12 protein-coding genes are annotated in these 16,241 nt (G+C 53.5%); 8 read left to right on the top strand and 4 right to left on the bottom strand.

Features of this window, described 5'->3' with window-relative positions; translation table 11 throughout:
- Positions 1-53: 53 nt before the first annotated feature.
- Positions 54-1,244, bottom strand: a complete 1,191-nt coding sequence (gene hmpA, locus QVF11_RS21015) for an NO-inducible flavohemoprotein (protein ID WP_287859012.1) — start codon at positions 1,242-1,244, stop codon at positions 54-56.
- 326 nt (positions 1,245-1,570) lie between these two features.
- Here hmpA and glyA point away from each other — a divergent pair, with 326 nt between their 5' ends.
- Positions 1,571-2,824: a serine hydroxymethyltransferase gene (glyA, locus tag QVF11_RS21010; protein ID WP_112215441.1), complete on the top strand. Its 1,254-nt coding sequence runs from the start codon at positions 1,571-1,573 to the stop codon at positions 2,822-2,824.
- 60 nt (positions 2,825-2,884) lie between these two features.
- Here the strand turns inward: glyA and QVF11_RS21005 are convergent, their stop codons facing one another.
- Together QVF11_RS21005 and QVF11_RS21000 are read right to left on the bottom strand one after the other, a co-directional pair.
- Positions 2,885-3,307, bottom strand: a complete 423-nt coding sequence (locus tag QVF11_RS21005) for a DoxX family protein (protein ID WP_112215502.1) — start codon at positions 3,305-3,307, stop codon at positions 2,885-2,887.
- Between the two features lie 74 nt (positions 3,308-3,381).
- Positions 3,382-4,575: an ROK family transcriptional regulator gene (locus QVF11_RS21000; RefSeq protein ID WP_287859010.1), complete on the bottom strand. Its 1,194-nt coding sequence runs from the start codon at positions 4,573-4,575 to the stop codon at positions 3,382-3,384.
- Between the two features lie 115 nt (positions 4,576-4,690).
- On the opposite strand from QVF11_RS21000, the gene QVF11_RS20995 reads away from it, so the two are divergent.
- The 7 genes from QVF11_RS20995 (at position 4,691) to QVF11_RS20965 (ending at position 14,865) form a co-directional block, all read left to right on the top strand.
- The gene (locus QVF11_RS20995) at positions 4,691-7,972 is read left to right on the top strand and encodes a DUF5107 domain-containing protein (protein ID WP_287859008.1); all 3,282 of its coding nucleotides are present in this window, start codon (positions 4,691-4,693) and stop codon (positions 7,970-7,972) included.
- A 140-nt stretch (positions 7,973-8,112) separates the two neighbouring features.
- Entirely contained in the window at positions 8,113-9,096 is a 984-nt protein-coding gene (locus QVF11_RS20990) for a substrate-binding domain-containing protein (RefSeq protein ID WP_287859006.1), read from the top strand.
- A 33-nt stretch (positions 9,097-9,129) separates the two neighbouring features.
- Positions 9,130-10,644 (top strand): sugar ABC transporter ATP-binding protein, encoded by a 1,515-nt coding sequence (locus QVF11_RS20985; RefSeq protein WP_287859005.1) that lies wholly within the window; start codon positions 9,130-9,132, stop codon positions 10,642-10,644.
- Positions 10,645-10,671: 27 nt separating this feature from the next.
- Entirely contained in the window at positions 10,672-11,670 is a 999-nt protein-coding gene (locus QVF11_RS20980; protein WP_287859003.1) for an ABC transporter permease, read from the top strand.
- Between the two features lie 17 nt (positions 11,671-11,687).
- Positions 11,688-12,749 (top strand): zinc-dependent alcohol dehydrogenase family protein, encoded by a 1,062-nt coding sequence (locus QVF11_RS20975; RefSeq protein WP_287859001.1) that lies wholly within the window; start codon positions 11,688-11,690, stop codon positions 12,747-12,749.
- Between the two features lie 9 nt (positions 12,750-12,758).
- On the top strand, positions 12,759-13,640 hold the full coding sequence (locus tag QVF11_RS20970) for an aldose 1-epimerase (RefSeq protein ID WP_287858999.1): 882 nt from the start codon (positions 12,759-12,761) through the stop codon (positions 13,638-13,640).
- Positions 13,641-13,731: 91 nt separating this feature from the next.
- Positions 13,732-14,865 carry a 3-phenylpropionate MFS transporter gene (locus tag QVF11_RS20965; protein WP_287858998.1) on the top strand — a complete coding sequence of 378 codons (1,134 nt, stop codon included), beginning with the start codon at positions 13,732-13,734 and terminating at the stop codon, positions 14,863-14,865.
- Here the strand turns inward: QVF11_RS20965 and csiE are convergent.
- A complete protein-coding gene (gene csiE / locus QVF11_RS20960; protein WP_287858996.1) occupies positions 14,862-16,139 on the bottom strand; it encodes a stationary phase inducible protein CsiE in 1,278 nt (425 codons plus the stop codon). The two genes, QVF11_RS20965 and csiE, sit on opposite strands and share 4 nt — an antisense overlap.
- Between the last annotated feature and the right edge of the window lie 102 nt (positions 16,140-16,241).

Raw genomic sequence — 16,241 nt, 5'->3', positions numbered from 1 at the left:
AAACTAGATGGCGGCCCGGTCATTTCCCGGGTCGCCTGTATCCGTCGCTCCGGTTACAGCACCTTATGCGGGCCGAAGCACTCGTAATGAATGTTCTCGCTGTTTACGCCCAGCTCAACCAACTGCTTCGCGGCAAACTGCATAAACGCCACCGGGCCGCACAGATAAAACTGCATCTGCGGGTCGCTGAGCTTGTTGGCCAGTACCGATAAATCCATCAAACCTTCGCTATTAAACTGTGCCGCCTGGCGGTCTGCTTCGTTCGGACTGCGGTACCAGACGTGAGAAGCAAACTTCGGCAGGCTTGCCCCCAGCGCTTTTACCTCGTCAGCAAAGGCGTGAACGTCGCCGTTTTCTGCCGCATGGAACCAGTTAACCTGCGCCGGATGCTGCGCTTTCGCCAGAACATCCAGCATCGCCAGCATCGGCGTTTGGCCGACGCCGCCGGAGATCAGCGTGACTGGCGTTTGCGGGGCGACGTTGAGGAAGAAATCACCTGCTGGTGCCGCCAGATAAATCACATCCCCTTCTTTGGCTGAGTTATGCAGCCAGCTCGACACCTGACCGCCATCTTCACGTTTCACCGCAATGCGGTAACCCTTGCCATCAGGCTTGCGGGTCAGGGAGTACTGACGGATTTCCTGATGCGGAAAACCTTCCGGCTTCAGCCAGACCGCCAGATACTGACCTGGATGATATTCAGCCACCGCACCGCCGTCGACAGGTTCAAATTCAAAGCTGGTGATGAGTGCGCTGCGCGGGGTTTTCTTCACGATGCGGAACGCACGAGTCCCTTCCCAGCCGCCGGCTTTGCTGGCGCTTTCGCTGTAGATTTGCGCTTCACGATTGATAAAGACGTTGGCCAGCACGCCGTAAGCTTTGCCCCAGGCGTCCAGTACTTCCTGGCCCGGACTGAACATTTCGTCCAGGGTGGCCAGCAGATGAGTACCGACAATGTTGTACTGCTCTGGTTGGATCTGGAAGCTGGTATGCTTTTGAGCAATTTTCTCGACCGCTGGCAGCAGGGCGGGCAGGTTCTCAAGATTACTGGCATAGGCGGCAATCGCGTTAAACAGCGCTTCACGCTGATCGCCATTGCGCTGGTTACTCATGTTGAAAATTTCTTTGAGTTCAGGGTTATGCGTAAACATGCGATCGTAAAAATGGGCGGTCAGCTTTGGACCGGTTTCAACCAGCAGGGGAATGGTGGCTTTCACCGTTGCGATGGTTTGAGCGTCGAGCATAGCAGCTTCCTTATATGAGTCATCTTAATAATGTATTTTACATGCATCTTATAAAAATACCCCTGCTTTGTAAATGGTTCTTTAACACTTTGCCGTAAGGTGGTTACAACATGAATTATTTGCATCACAAACCTGAAAAGAAATCCGTTGATAATCTCAGGAGCGTTATTGCTCAAAGCCTTGTGTAATGCGGAGCCAATCGTTTGCGTAAAATCATTTGTCAAGACCTGTTATCACAGAATGATTCAGTTATACTGTGGGCCGTTGTCCGATTGGACCGCCTTTTTAGGCAGAAATTTTATCGTTAGCTGAGTCAGGAGATGCGGATGTTAAAGCGTGAAATGAACATTGCCGATTATGATGCCGAACTGTGGCAGGCTATGGAGCAGGAAAAAGTACGTCAGGAAGAGCACATCGAACTGATCGCCTCCGAGAACTACACCAGCCCGCGCGTCATGCAGGCACAGGGTTCTCAGCTGACCAACAAATACGCTGAAGGATATCCGGGCAAGCGCTACTACGGCGGCTGCGAATACGTTGATATCGTTGAGCAACTGGCTATCGACCGCGCAAAAGAGCTGTTCGGCGCCGACTACGCTAACGTTCAGCCGCACTCCGGTTCTCAGGCTAACTTCGCGGTCTACACCGCGCTGCTGCAACCGGGCGATACCGTTCTGGGTATGAACCTGGCGCAGGGTGGTCACCTGACTCACGGCTCCCCGGTTAACTTCTCCGGTAAACTGTACAACATCATCCCTTACGGTATCGATGAGTCCGGTAAAATTGACTATGAAGACATGGCGAAGCAGGCGCAGACCCACAAACCGAAGATGATTATCGGTGGCTTCTCTGCTTACTCTGGTGTGGTTGACTGGGCAAAAATGCGTGAAATCGCTGACAGCATCGGCGCATATCTGTTCGTTGATATGGCCCACGTTGCCGGTCTTATTGCTGCTGACGTTTACCCGAACCCGGTTCCGCACGCTCACGTTGTCACCACGACTACCCACAAAACCCTGGCGGGTCCGCGCGGCGGCCTGATCCTGGCGAAAGGCGGTAGCGAAGAGCTGTACAAAAAACTGAACTCAGCCGTATTCCCAAGCGCTCAGGGCGGCCCGTTGATGCACGTTATCGCGGCGAAAGCCGTGGCGCTGAAAGAAGCGATGGAACCAGAGTTCAAAGTCTACCAGCAGCAGGTTGCGAAAAACGCCAAAGCGATGGTGGAAGTGTTCCTGAACCGTGGCTACAAAGTGGTTTCCGGCGGTACTGAAAACCACCTGTTCCTGCTGGATTTGGTCGACAAAAACCTGACCGGTAAAGAAGCTGACGCGGCGCTGGGTCGTGCCAACATCACCGTCAACAAAAACAGCGTACCGAACGATCCGAAAAGTCCGTTCGTGACGTCCGGTATCCGCATCGGTTCTCCGGCGGTCACTCGTCGCGGCTTTAAAGAAGCGGAAGTGAAAGAACTGGCCGGCTGGATGTGCGACGTGCTGGACAACATCAATGACGAAGCGGTCATTGAGCGCGTGAAGGGTAAAGTGCTGGATATCTGCGCACGCTTCCCGGTTTACGCATAACGCTCTGTTATTTAAAGCGAATAAAAGGCCGCGATTGCGGCCTTTTTTGCGTCTGGCGGATTAACGCCGATCGAGCGAAATAGCCCCGGGTCCGGTTATCGCCAGTAGCAGGAAGGCTCCGGCAATACTGACGTTTTTCCAGAAGTTAATCATATTCGGCAGTACCGCATCGCCGGACATATCCCAGTAGTGATGACCGATAACCGCCGTGCCCAGGGTATAAAAAATAAACAGCACCGCCAGCGGGCGGGTGAAAAAGCCCAGCACAATCAAAATGGCCGCCGGGACTTCCATTATGATGGCAATAATCGCCGCCAGCGTCGGCATCGGCGCGCCGGATGAAGCCATATATTGCACCGTACCGCTAAAGCCCAGCAGTTTTGGGTAGCCAAAAAGAATAAACAGAACCACTACCGCGATACGGGCAATCAACAGCAGCAGGGAGCGGGAAGAGCCAAAATCAAAATAGCGTAGTGTGTTCATAATCAGCTCGTTATGAGAGACGTGTGATTTAAACGTAATACACAATTTTGCGCTCCGCCACGCGCCGCTCGCGATTAACGCAGCGTTTGTAACTGCTCCTCAACGTACAGATAACCGATCCCCATCAGCTGCTGAGCGCGGGTCAGCTTGCCAAAGCCGATTTGGGTAGCGCGGGTTCGCGGGGCATCACGGTGATCAAACGGATTGAAACCGGTTTGTTTGATGATGGTATTTAGCCACTTCTCGCCAAAGCCGCAGCTGCGACCGTACAATAAGATATTGTTTATATTTAATATATTGAGAAAGTTGTAGAGGCTAAGCCCGATGGCATTTGCCGAGTCCTCAACCCATGTATGCAGCCGGGAATCACCCTGCTGCCATTTTTCAATTAAAGCATCGATGGTGAGCGCTTCCGGATTATCCGCGAGGTTGGGCTGTGTTTTAAGCCACATCCTTGCCTGCTTTTTCAATGCGCTAAGGGAAGCCACGGTCTCCAGGCAGCCGTATCGCCCGCAGTCGCAGGCCACACCATCAGGATTGATAATCGTGTGGCCGATTTGTCCGCTGCCGTAAAGGCTACCGCGCCAGACCTGGTCGTTGATAACGAATGAGGAGCCAATACCGTAATCAACGTTGATCACGCAAAAATCCCGATACTGCCCGTCATTTTGCCATTTCTCCGCCAGCGCCAGCATCACGCAGTCGTTATCGACCATGACGCGCACATTGAGCTTTTCTTCCAGTAGATATTTCATCTCCACGGGCTGCTTCCAGGGAGCCTGCGGCATCGTTTGTGAGACTCCCGTTCCCGCATCAACCTGTCCATGAACCGCCAGCGCCAGGTTGATTTTGCGATTTGGCCAATGCTTACGGAACTGATGCCAGCATTTCTCAATGGCAGCCAACAATGCCTGGGGGGTAGGGGCTTCAATGGCATGGTATTCAACATCACCTTTTGCACTCAGGCAGGCGTTACCAAGCTGGCACTCGATGCTGGTTGGCGTGACGTTCATGCACAAGGTCCAGTCGCCATCGGGTGCGATAAGCCAGGCACCGCTGCTGTGCCCGCGCGACAGACGATCGTCCTGGACGTTAACGACACGTCCTTCCTCCTCCAGCTCCTGGAGAATATTACTGACCGCCGGGATAGAGATTTGCGCCAGCCGTGCGAGTGTCGATTTACTAGCCCGTTTCTTGCGGTACAGATATTCCAGTAGTACGCCCTTGTTGTAATGACGAATCTGCTGATTGTTAATACAGGCTTTCATAAACTAAACCTTGTTAACTAAATTGCGTGATTATTGTGCGTAAAAGCCGTGATTCTGTCCATTAAACTGCTCCCATTATTTCACTTCAGTATGTCTTGTTAACTTTGAGGGCATTATGAGTTCAGTAAACGTTTGGCAGGAAACGGTACAGATTCCAACCTATGAAACAGGGGCGCAGGATACTCACCCCATGTTTCTGGAGAACCGGGTTTATCAAGGGTCTTCCGGGGCAGTGTATCCCTATGGTGTAACGGATACGCTGAGCGAGGATAAAACGCTAAAGGCCTGGCAGGCTGTATGGCTGGAAAACGACTATATCAAGATCATGATCCTGCCCCAGTTAGGGGGGCGCGTACACCGTGCATGGGATAAGGTCAGACAGCGCGATTTCGTTTATCACAATGATGTCATCAAGCCCGCATTGGTTGGCTTGCTTGGCCCATGGATCTCCGGCGGAATTGAGTTTAACTGGCCGCAGCACCACCGTCCCACCACCTATATGCCGATAGATTTTACGATTAGCGAAAATGATGATGGCTCAAAAACCGTTTGGGTTGGCGAGACAGAGCCGATGCATGGGCTGCAGGTAATGACCGGATTTACGCTGCGCCCGGAGCGTGCGGCGCTGGAAATTGGCAGCCGGGTCTACAACAACAATGCTACCCCGCGCCATTTCTTATGGTGGGCGAATCCGGCTGTAAAAGGCGGCGACGGGCATCAAAGCGTATTCCCGCCGGATGTGACTGCGGTATTCGATCACGGCAAACGTGCGGTTTCAGCCTTCCCGATCGCCACCGGCACTTATTACAAGGTGGACTACTCGGCTGGCGTCGATATCTCACGCTATAAGAACGTCCCGGTCCCGACCTCCTACATGGCTGAAAAATCAGAGTACGATTTTGTCGGCGCCTGGTGCCACGATGAAAATGGCGGGCTGCTGCACGTTGCGGATCATCACATTGCGCCGGGGAAAAAGCAGTGGAGCTGGGGCTATAGCGAATTCGGCCAGGCGTGGGATAAAAATCTGACCGATGAGAACGGGCCATATATCGAACTGATGACCGGTATTTTTGCCGACAACCAGCCTGACTTTACCTGGCTCGATCCGTTTGAAGAAAAACGCTTCGAGCAATATTTCCTGCCTTATCATTCACTGGGTATGGTGCAGAACGCTTCGCGTGATGCGGTGATTAAGCTGCAACGAGAAGATGGCGGCATTGCATGGGGCGTCTATGCTATTTCTCCTCTTAGCGCACATCGCCTTACCCTTCGTGAAGAGGGCAATCCGCAGCCGCTGCTGGATGAAATGATTGAGCTGACGCCATGTACCGCCGTTCAGGGCGCGCTAGCCGGTATCGAGCCTGCTCGCCTGACGGTGGAATTGCTTGATAGTCATGGCAAGTGCGTATTGCGTTATCAGGAACATCAACCGCAGGAGTTACCGTTACCGGAAGTGGCGATAACGCCGTTAAGCGCGGGAGAGATAAACAGCGTCGATGAGGCGTGGTTTATTGGTCAGCACCTGGAGCAGTATCACCACGCCAGCCGTTCACCTTTCGACTATTACCTTCGCGGCATTGAACTGGATCCACAGGATTATCGCTGCAACCTGGCGCTGGCGATGCTGGAATATAATCGCGCAGACTACCCACGAACAATCGATTATGCGACTCGGGCGCTGGCGCGCGCCCATCAATTGAATAAAAACCCTCAGTGTGGGCAGGCTAGCATGATCCGCGCCAGTGCCGGAGAGCGTCTACAGCAGTGGCACGATGCGCAAGAGGATTTTTGGCGCGCGGTGTGGAGCGGCAACAGCAAAGCGGGTGGATATTACGGGCTTGCCAGGCTGGCTACACGAAACGAGCGTTATGACGATGCGTTGAGTTTTTGTCGGCAAAGCCTGCTGGCGTGCCCGACCAACCAGGACGTGCTGTCTCTGGAAACCTTGTTACTGCATCTCACGGGCCGTCGCCGCGAGGCGCAGCAGCACGTCGGGAAACTGCTGCGTGATTATCCGCTAAATCCGACCCTGTGGTGGCTAAACGCAGTGATATCAGGGGCCGAAACGGATATGGCGCGATGGTCAGCCGTATGCCAGTCGCGGGACATTAACGCCCTGCAAACCGCCGGATTATTGCTGAGTTGGGGAATGGTCGATCGGGCAAAGGTCGTGCTGGCCAGGCTTAACTGTCAGAAAACGCTGCCTCTCTATTTACAAGCCAGCCTGAGCGAGGGGGATGAGCGCTCTGCGCTAATAAACCGCGCTCGCGAGGTATTTCCTGACTTCGTGCGTTTCCCCAATTTGCTGGTGGAAGTGGCGGCGCTGGAGAATATAACCGAGTGCTATTTTGCTCAGCACCTGCTCGCCTGCTTCCACTATAGTCGCCGTAACTATGAGAAAGCGACTCGTCTATGGCATCGCTGCGTTGAAATGGCTCCTGATTTTGCCGATGCATGGCGAGGGCTGGCAATTCATGCATGGAATAAGCAAGGTAATGCTGATCTAGCGGCGACGTATCTGGATAAAGCCTGCGCTCAGCAACCGGAAGATGCTCGTTTGCTCTTTGAACGCGATCTGCTGGATAAGTTGACCGCGACGGAGCCGGAAAAACGTCTTTCCCGGCTGGAAGCCCATCTCGCAACGGCTTTGAAACGTGATGATTTAACTGCGGAGCTACTGCATCTCTGGCATCTCGCCGGGAAAACTGAGCAGGCGGCCTGCGTGCTCTCCTCGCGTAAATTTCACCCCTGGGAAGGCGGTGAAGGAAAAGTGACCAGCCAGTTTGTTATCAACCAACTATTGCGTGCCTGGCAGCATATTCACCAGCAGCAACCGCAGCAGGCAGAAGCGCTGCTGTTATCGGCACTGCACTATCCGGATAACCTTAGCGAAGGGCGACTACCGGGACAGACCGATAACGATATCTGGTTTTGGCTGGGGGTTTGTGCCAGACAGCAGGGTAGAGAAGACCGCGCTGTCGAATGCTTCCACAAGGCGGTGTTTGGCGATCGGGCGATCAATATTCATAGCTATTACAACGATCAGCCTGTGGACTATCTCTTCTGGCAAGGCGTAGCGCTGCGGATGCTTGGCGATAGTCTGGCCAGCGAGCAGCTTTTCACTGAAATGTTGCAGTGGGCTCAGCATATGGAAACGGCGCAAATCGAGGCCGATTTCTTCGCGGTATCCCAGCCGGACCTGCTGGCGTTATATGCCGATATCCAAAAACAACATCAGGAGAAATGTTTGTTTGTGCGCACTCTGGCAACGGCAGGATTAGGGGGGGGATTGCAATACGAACAGGCGCTTTCCGAACTAGAAATGCTGAATCCAGCTTGGGCAAAAGCAGCGTTGTTCCGACAGACAATGCCATTTGTGCTGCACCTCATTAACTAAAGAGTGTTTACTGTAATCTTTGAGCGGCCTGACCCGCCGCTTTCCTCGAGATGTTTAGAATATGTGAAATCGTTCTGCGTTATGCCCATTTATCGCAGAAGCCAAACAACAATAAATACCTGACCCTACAGGAGGCACGTATGTCTAAAAATAAGGCAGTCTCATTTTTTTCATGTTTACTGTTAACGCTGTTGAGTATTTCATCACCCAGCTATAGCGCAGAAAAAGATATCACCGTTGGGGCTATCTACCTTGATACGCAGGGCTATTATGCTGGCGTCCGGCAGGGTGTGCAGGATTCCGCAAAAAGCGCTGAAGCGAAAATCCAGCTGATAGAAACCAATGCCCAGGGCGATATCTCTAAAGAGAGTTCGTTTATCGATACGCTGGTTGCGCGTAGCGTAGACGCCATTATTCTTTCCGCTGTCTCAGAAAATGGCAGTAGCCGTGCAGTTCGCCGAGCTAATGAGGCCGGTATTCCGGTGATTTGCTACAACACCTGCATCAATGAGAAAGGCGTAGATAAATATGTCTCTGCCTATTTGGTCGGCGATCCGCTAGAGTTCGGCAAAAAACTCGGTGATGCCGCAGCCGATTATTTCATTGCCAATAAAGTCAGTGCGCCGAAAATTGCGGTCATCAACTGTGAAGCATTTGAAGTATGTGTACAGCGGCGAAAAGGCTTTGAAGCCGCACTGAAGGCACGCGTTCCGGATATGCAGATCGTCGCGAATCAGGAAGGCACCGTTCTTGATAAAGCCATCTCAGTTGGCGAGAAATTGATTATCTCCACGTCTGACCTCGACGCCATTATGGGTGAGTCTGGCGGTGCGACGCTGGGGGCCGTCAAAGCGGTTCGTAATCAGGGTAAAGTGGGTAAGATCGCCGTGTTTGGCTCTGATATGACGACGGAGATTGCTCAGGAGCTGCAAAGCTATCAGGTGCTGAAAGTCGTCGTGGATATTTCCGGCAAGAAAATGGGCAATGCCGTTTTTGCGCAAACCATGAATGTCATTAACAAAACCCCGCCAGCCAATAAAATCATTCCAGTAGATATCGATACCTACGCTAAATCTGAAGACGGTAAGCAGTGGCTGGCTACACATGTTGATGGTCTGCCTTGATCACCCCTGTCTGCTAACTGAGGTAGAGATGTCATGACGGTAATAGAAAAAACGTCGACGCCGGTTGCGAAGATCGTTGGAGGCAATAAGCGTTACCCCGGCGTTGTGGCGCTGGATAACGTTGATTTTACGCTCTCAAAAGGTGAGGTTCGGGCGCTATTGGGAAAGAATGGCGCAGGAAAATCCACTTTAATCCGCATGTTGACCGGTAGTGAAAGCCCGGATAGCGGCGAAATTTGGTTGAACGGAACCCGGCTTGAGGGTAACGATGCAATGCTGACGCGGCGCGCAGCAGAGTTAGGGGTCAGAGCCGTATATCAGGAGCTGAGCTTGGTTGAGGGGCTGACCGTGGCGGAGAATCTCTGCCTTGGCCAGTGGCCGCGCCGTAATGGCATGATTGACCAGGGCATCATGGCCCGCCAGGCCAGGGAAGCGTTGGCGGCGCTCGGTGTTGATGTCCCAGCGGATGCGCTGGTCGACACGCTTAGCCCGGCGCAAAAGCAGCTTGTTGAAATTGCTCGCGTGATGAAAGGTCAGCCGCAGGTCGTCATTCTTGATGAGCCGACCAGTTCACTGGCGAATGCGGAGGTCGAATTGGTGATCAACGCGGTGAAGCGCATGTCTGCGCTGGGCGTTGCCGTGGTTTATGTCAGTCATCGGATGGAGGAGATCCGCCGCATCGCTTCATGCGCCACGATTATGCGCGATGGTCAGGTTGCTGGCGATGTCACGCTGGAGAGTACGACAACGCAGGAAATCGTCTCGCTGATGCTGGGAAGGGAGCATGTCGATCTTCCTCTGGTTAAATCTGAAGAACCGCTGACAATCCCGGTTTTACAGGTTGCTCAGTTGTGTCATCCGCCCAAGCTTCACAATATCAATTTTACATTGCACCGCGGTGAAGTGCTGGGTATTGCCGGGCTGCTGGGCTCGGGTCGTAGTGAGTTACTCAAAGCTATCATCGGCTTAGAAACGTTTGCTGATGGAAAAATCACGCTGAATGGTGCCAACATTCCACACCCGCAATATACCGCGATGCTCAAGAGCGGCGTGGGCTATACCCCGGAAAACCGTAAGGAAGCAGGGATTGTTCCGCTACTGGGCGTGGATGAAAATACGGTGATGACCAACCGACATAAAGTGAGTCGACGTGGCGTATTGAACTGGCAGCGGATTCAGGAGTTAACCGCGGCAGTCATGAGTCGCATGACGGTCAAAGCCGCAAATACCGAGACCGCAATCGGGACGTTATCGGGCGGCAATCAGCAAAAAGTAGTGATCGGTCGCTGGGTTTACGCCGGAAGCGAAATTTTGCTACTTGATGAGCCGACGCGCGGAGTCGATATCGAAGCCAAGCAGCAGATATACCGTATCGTGCGGGAACTGGCCGCCGAAGGTAAAAGCGTCATATTCATTTCCAGTGAAATAGAAGAGCTGCCTTTAGTCTGCGATCGTATTTTGCTGCTGCAAAACGGCGAGTTTACCCGCGAGCTTTTAGCCCCTGTAAATGTCGATGAATTAATGTCGGCAATTTTATCCACGCATTAGTCATTACGTTTATTGAGGAATTAAAAGATGTCTGCCTCATCATTAACGCTGCCGCAAGGCAAAAATGCCACACCCAAGCAGTTCATCAGCCGCCATATTAATGAAATTGGTCTGCTGGTGGTGATTGCTATTTTATATCTGGTCTTTTCTTTTAACGCACCGGGCTTTATTTCTTTAAACAATCAAATGAACGTGCTGCGCGATGCCGCGACGATTGGTATTGCTGCATGGGCCATGACGCTCATTATTATCTCTGGCGAGATAGATGTCAGCGTCGGTCCAATGGTGGCGTTTACCTCTGTCTGTCTGGCTTACCTGCTGCAGTTTCAGGTACCGCTTAGCATTGCCTGCCTGCTGGTGTTAATACTGGGCGCTGTGTTGGGCACGCTCGCCGGGGTTTTGCGCGGCGTATTCAGTGTTCCCAGTTTTGTCGCGACGTTAGGTTTATGGAGCGCATTGCGTGGCATGGGATTGTTCATGACCAACGCGCTGCCGGTCCCCATCGATGAAAATGAAGTACTGGACTGGCTTGGCGGGCAGCTCTTTGGCATCCCAATATCGGCATTAATTATGCTGATTCTGTTTGTTCTCTTTGTCTTTATCAGTCGTAAGACCGCTTTTGGCCGCTCTGTTTTTGCCACTGGCGGCAACGCTACTGCAGCGCAACTCTGCGGGATTAACGTCAAGCGAGTGCGTATTTTGATTTTTACACTTTCAGGCTTGCTGGCTGCGATTACCGGTATTCTCCTGGCGGCGCGGCTTGGCTCGGGTAATGCGGGTGCAGCAAACGGTCTGGAGTTTGACGTTATTGCCGCAGTGGTGGTCGGCGGAACCGCACTGTCCGGCGGGCGTGGTTCGCTATTCGGCACTTTATTAGGCGTGCTGGTTATCACTCTTATTGGCAATGGATTAGTGCTTCTGGGGATTAACTCATTCTTCCAGCAGGTCGTTCGCGGATTAATTATTGTGGTGGCTGTCCTGGCAAATATATTGCTGACCCAACGCAACAGTAAACTTAAACATTAATTTGTATAGAGGGAATTATGAAAACAATGTTGGCTGCTTATTTACCAGGAAACTCAACCGTTGAACTTCGGGAAGTTCCTGTACCCACGCCGGGGATTAACCAGGTCCTGATTAAAATGAAGTCTTCAGGAATTTGCGGTAGCGATGTCCATTATATTTATCATCAGCATCGTGGCACCGCTGCAGCGCCGGACAAACCGCTGTATCAGGGGTTTATTAATGGCCATGAGCCTTGCGGGCAAATTGTTGAGACGGGTGCAGGGTGCCGCCACTTTAAAGCGGGTGACCGGGTGCTGGTTTACCATATTTCCGGTTGTGGTTTCTGCTCCAACTGTCGCCGTGGTTTTCCTATCTCCTGTACCGGAGAAGGCAAAGCAGCCTATGGTTGGCAGCGCGATGGTGGACACGCGGAATATTTGTTGGCGGAAGAAAAAGACCTGATTCATCTGCCGGATGCGTTGAGCTATGAAGACGGCGCGTTTATTAGCTGCGGCGTGGGGACGGCGTACGAAGGTATTCTGCGCGGTGAAGTTTCCGGAAGCGACAACGTGCTGGTTGTCGGGTTAGGGCCTGTTGGCATGATGGCTATGATGCTGGCAAAAGGCCGCGGTGCGAAACGCGTGATTGGCGTGGACATGCTACCGGATCGTCTGGCGACGGCAAAGCAACTGGGTGCGATGGACAATGGTTTCCTGGCGACAACGGAGAACCTTCCGGCGCTGATTGCCGAGCTGACTCACGGCGGGGCGGATGTCGCGCTGGATTGTTCTGGTAATGCGGCAGGTCGTTTGTTGGCATTGCAGTCTACGGCGGACTGGGGAAGGGTGGTTTATATCGGGGAAACCGGAAAGGTTGAGTTTGAAGTTAGCGCCGATCTGATGCACCACCAGCGACGCATTATCGGTTCCTGGGTGACCAGCCTGTTCCATATGGAAAAATGTGCCCGCGACCTGACCGACTGGAAGCTGTGGCCACATAGCGCCATTACTCATCGTTTTTCTCTTGAGCAGGCGGGGGAAGCCTATGCGCTGATGGCGAGCGGTAAATGCGGCAAAGTGGTGATTAACTTTCCAGATTAAGGAGACCAGATGACGTTTTTTACTCTGGATAATGGCGAACTGAAACTTCAGATTGCGGATCAAGGTGGCGCGATTGAAGGGCTATGGTGGCAGCATCAGGGGAAAATGATCCCTGTGCTGCGCCCGGGCCTGAAGAGCGGTGTGGCGGTGGAGTCTTCATGCTTCCCGCTGGTACCGTTTGGTAATCGTGTGAGCGGTAATCGGTTTCAATCGCCAGCAGGAGAGCATCAGCTACGGCCCAACGTTGAATGGGACAGTCATTACCTTCACGGTGACGGCTGGCTGAATATCTGGCGCTGCGTTGAGCAGTCTCCCGTACAGCTTAAGTTAGAGTATGTCCACCGCCAGGGCATCTATCATTACACTGTGCAGCAGATCTTTACCTTAAGCGGATGCGGGGTTGAGGTGGAATTGGTAGTGACTAATGATGGCGATGCGTTGCCGTTTGGTCTCGGTTGGCACCCTTATTTTCCGCTGTCGCCGGAAACTCGGGTACAGGCGCATACCACCGGCTACTGGCTTGAGAGAGAAGGCTGGCTAACCGGGGAGTATCAGGAGAGTTTGCCGCAGGCACTGGATTTCAATCAGCCCGCGCCGTTACCTGGGCATTGGGTGAATAATGGCTTCTCTGGTTGGGATGGTGTAGCGATAATCCAACAGCCAGGGCTTGGCTATCAGCTCTCTATGACGACGGAGCCTCCTGCACCCTGTTATTTTGTTTTCGTTTCCGATCCAGCATTTGATAAGGGCTATGAGTTTGATTTCTTCTGTTTTGAGCCAATGAGTCATGCGCCAGACGATCATCATCGTCCGGCCTTTGGTCAGTTGACTATGCTTTCGCGTGGTGAAAGCATGCGGCAAAAAATGGTGCTGAAAATCCGTTCTGTTTAAGCCTGACCTGCCCGGAAACGGGCAGGGATAACTTCATCTTGCACCCGCTCCGCTTTATCGCCAGACTGTCGCCTCCATTCGGGAGGAAATCATGGTCTTGCACTCCACGCGCTGGCTGGCGCTTAGTTATTTCACCTATTTTTTTAGCTACGGCATCTTCCTGCCATTCTGGAGCGTCTGGCTCTCCGGGCAGGGGCTGACGCCGGAAACGATCGGCATGCTGCTTGGCGCCGGGCTGGTGGCGCGTTTTCTTGGCAGCCTGCTGATTGCGCCACGGGTCAGCGATCCCTCCCGGCTGATTTCGGCGCTGCGCATTCTGGCGCTGCTGACGCTTCTCTTCGCTATCGCCTTTTGGGCCGGAAACCACGTGGCCTGGCTGATGGTGGTGATGGTCGGTTTTAACCTCTTTTTCTCACCGCTGGTGCCGCTGACCGACGCGCTGGCGAATACCTGGCAAAAACAGATAACGATGGACTACGGGCGCGTGCGCCTGTGGGGGTCGATAGCCTTTGTGATTGGCTCGGCGCTGACCGGTAAACTGGTCAGCCTTTATGACTCGCGGATGATTCTGGTGATGCTCAGCCTTGGTATTGCCTCAATGCTGCTCGGCATGCTGATTAAACCCTCGGTGCAGCCGCAGGGGGAATCCCGCCAGCAGGAAGCTGCGGGAATGTCGGCATGGCTCACGCTGGTGCGGCAAAGCTGGCGCTTCCTCGCCTGCGTCTGTTTGTTACAGGGGGCGCACGCCGCCTACTATGGCTTTAGCGCTATCTACTGGCAGGAGGCGGGGTATTCGGCCTCTGCCGTGGGCTATTTATGGTCGCTGGGCGTGGTGGCGGAAGTGGTGATTTTCGCATTAAGTAAAAAGGTGTTCCGTCGCTTCAGCGCCCGCGATTTACTGCTGCTTTCCGCCGTGTGCGGGCTGATCCGCTGGACGCTCATGGGCTGGACCACGGCGCTGCCGTGGCTTATCGTCGCGCAAATCCTGCATTGCGGCACCTTTACGGTGTGCCACCTGGCGGCGATGCGCTATATCGCCGCTCGTCAGGGTAGCGAAGTGATCCGTCTGCAAGCGGTTTACTCCGCCGTGGCGATGGGCGGCAGCATTGCGGTCATGACGGTATTTTCCGGTTTCCTTTATCAGCACCTGCACCAGGGCGTTTTCTGGGTCATGGCGCTGGTGGCTTTACCGGCGCTGGTGCTACGGCCAAAAGCAGTGTCTTAGCCCTCCAGCATTTTGCAAATCTGCTGCCGCTGATGATCGCTGAACGTCTCTTCAGCATGAAACAGCGGAGGCGAAAACAGCGGCAGCGCCGTGGTATAGGGGGTGACGATAAGCGTTATCCCTTTCGGCGCGCCCTCCTTCTGAAAAGTCCTTACGCTCAAATATTTAATATTGAGCGGTAGCAGGGTTAGCTCGCGCAGTTGTTGCTCCAGCGACTGTTCAAGACCTGGATCATTATCGGTAAGCAGGACCACCTGTTTCTCCTGCAAGTCGCCTTTTTGCATCAGCCACGCACCGAAAATTACCGCGATTAATCCGACTTCATCCTGGCTAAAATGCACCTGCCAGGTAGCTTCAAAATCTTCCAGCGCAGTCTGAGTCGTGCGCATTAATCGTGGATAAAGACGGCCGATCTCCTCTGGTAGCGCGTTATCGATGCCGATAGCAAACACGCTGCGGTGTAATGCCTGAGATAGGTGGATATAGAGTTGATCGCTCAGCCCCTGCTCGTCGCTAAACGGGCGGCCCGCCAGGTTCTGGAAGCGATGAATTAATCCCGAGATCGCCAGATGCAGGCGACGGTCCTGCTGATGACCATCGCGGATCGGGTCGGGCGTTTTCAGCAGCATAAACAGCAGGGCCAGAAACAGCTGTTCCCCTGCATGCGGTGAGGTGGCAACCCGCCGCTGCCAGTGGCGGACAATCTCTTCGGCGAGAGAGAACTCGGCGGCGGTTTGCGCCCAGCGCTGTTGCTCAAGGGTAAAAGAGGGCGTCTGTCCGAGATGGTGTTGCAGCAGGCAATACTGTAAATAGAGACGCAGAAAATGCACATCGCGGCAATCAAACTGGCGGTTCATGGTCCGTGCGCAGCGGTTAACCAGCGCCTGAAGGTTAGTGTCGTCGTACAGCGTGCGTGCGATACCCTGCTGTTTAAGCTGCGTTTTTAATGCCGGGGTAAAATGGTGGCTAATAAAATGCGGGCATAAGCGCAGCCCGCGGCGTAAGCCTTGCAGCAGACACAGGCGTTGATCGAGCGCGGCACCTTCCATCCGATAGCTGCCGTCCGCCTGTGACGCAAGGGTCAAGCGGTGATAACGCTGAATTTCGCGTCCTGTCTCCGCGATGTCCTGCCTGGCGGTATCCTCATCAACCTGAGTGAGGCTACCCAGCCATTCGGGCGTCACGCTTTGCCCTGGCAGATAAAACATCAGGAGCACCTGGCTACGGCGCTGTGGACTGGAAAGCACAGATGGTGGTTCAATCACTGTCATCATCCGGTTAGTTCCAGTTAGGGTTTTCGTTAAGAGTAGTTAATGTATTTAGGGTGAGCAGGGCAGTCCCGCGTCTTTACATCAGGATTGCTGGCGAGGTTCACA

This window comes from Klebsiella sp., assembly GCF_027492335.1.
GTDB lineage: Bacteria > Pseudomonadota > Gammaproteobacteria > Enterobacterales > Enterobacteriaceae > Klebsiella > Klebsiella huaxiensis.
Note: the sequence above shows the minus strand (reverse complement) of the source record. Positions and strands in the feature narration are given on the sequence as shown.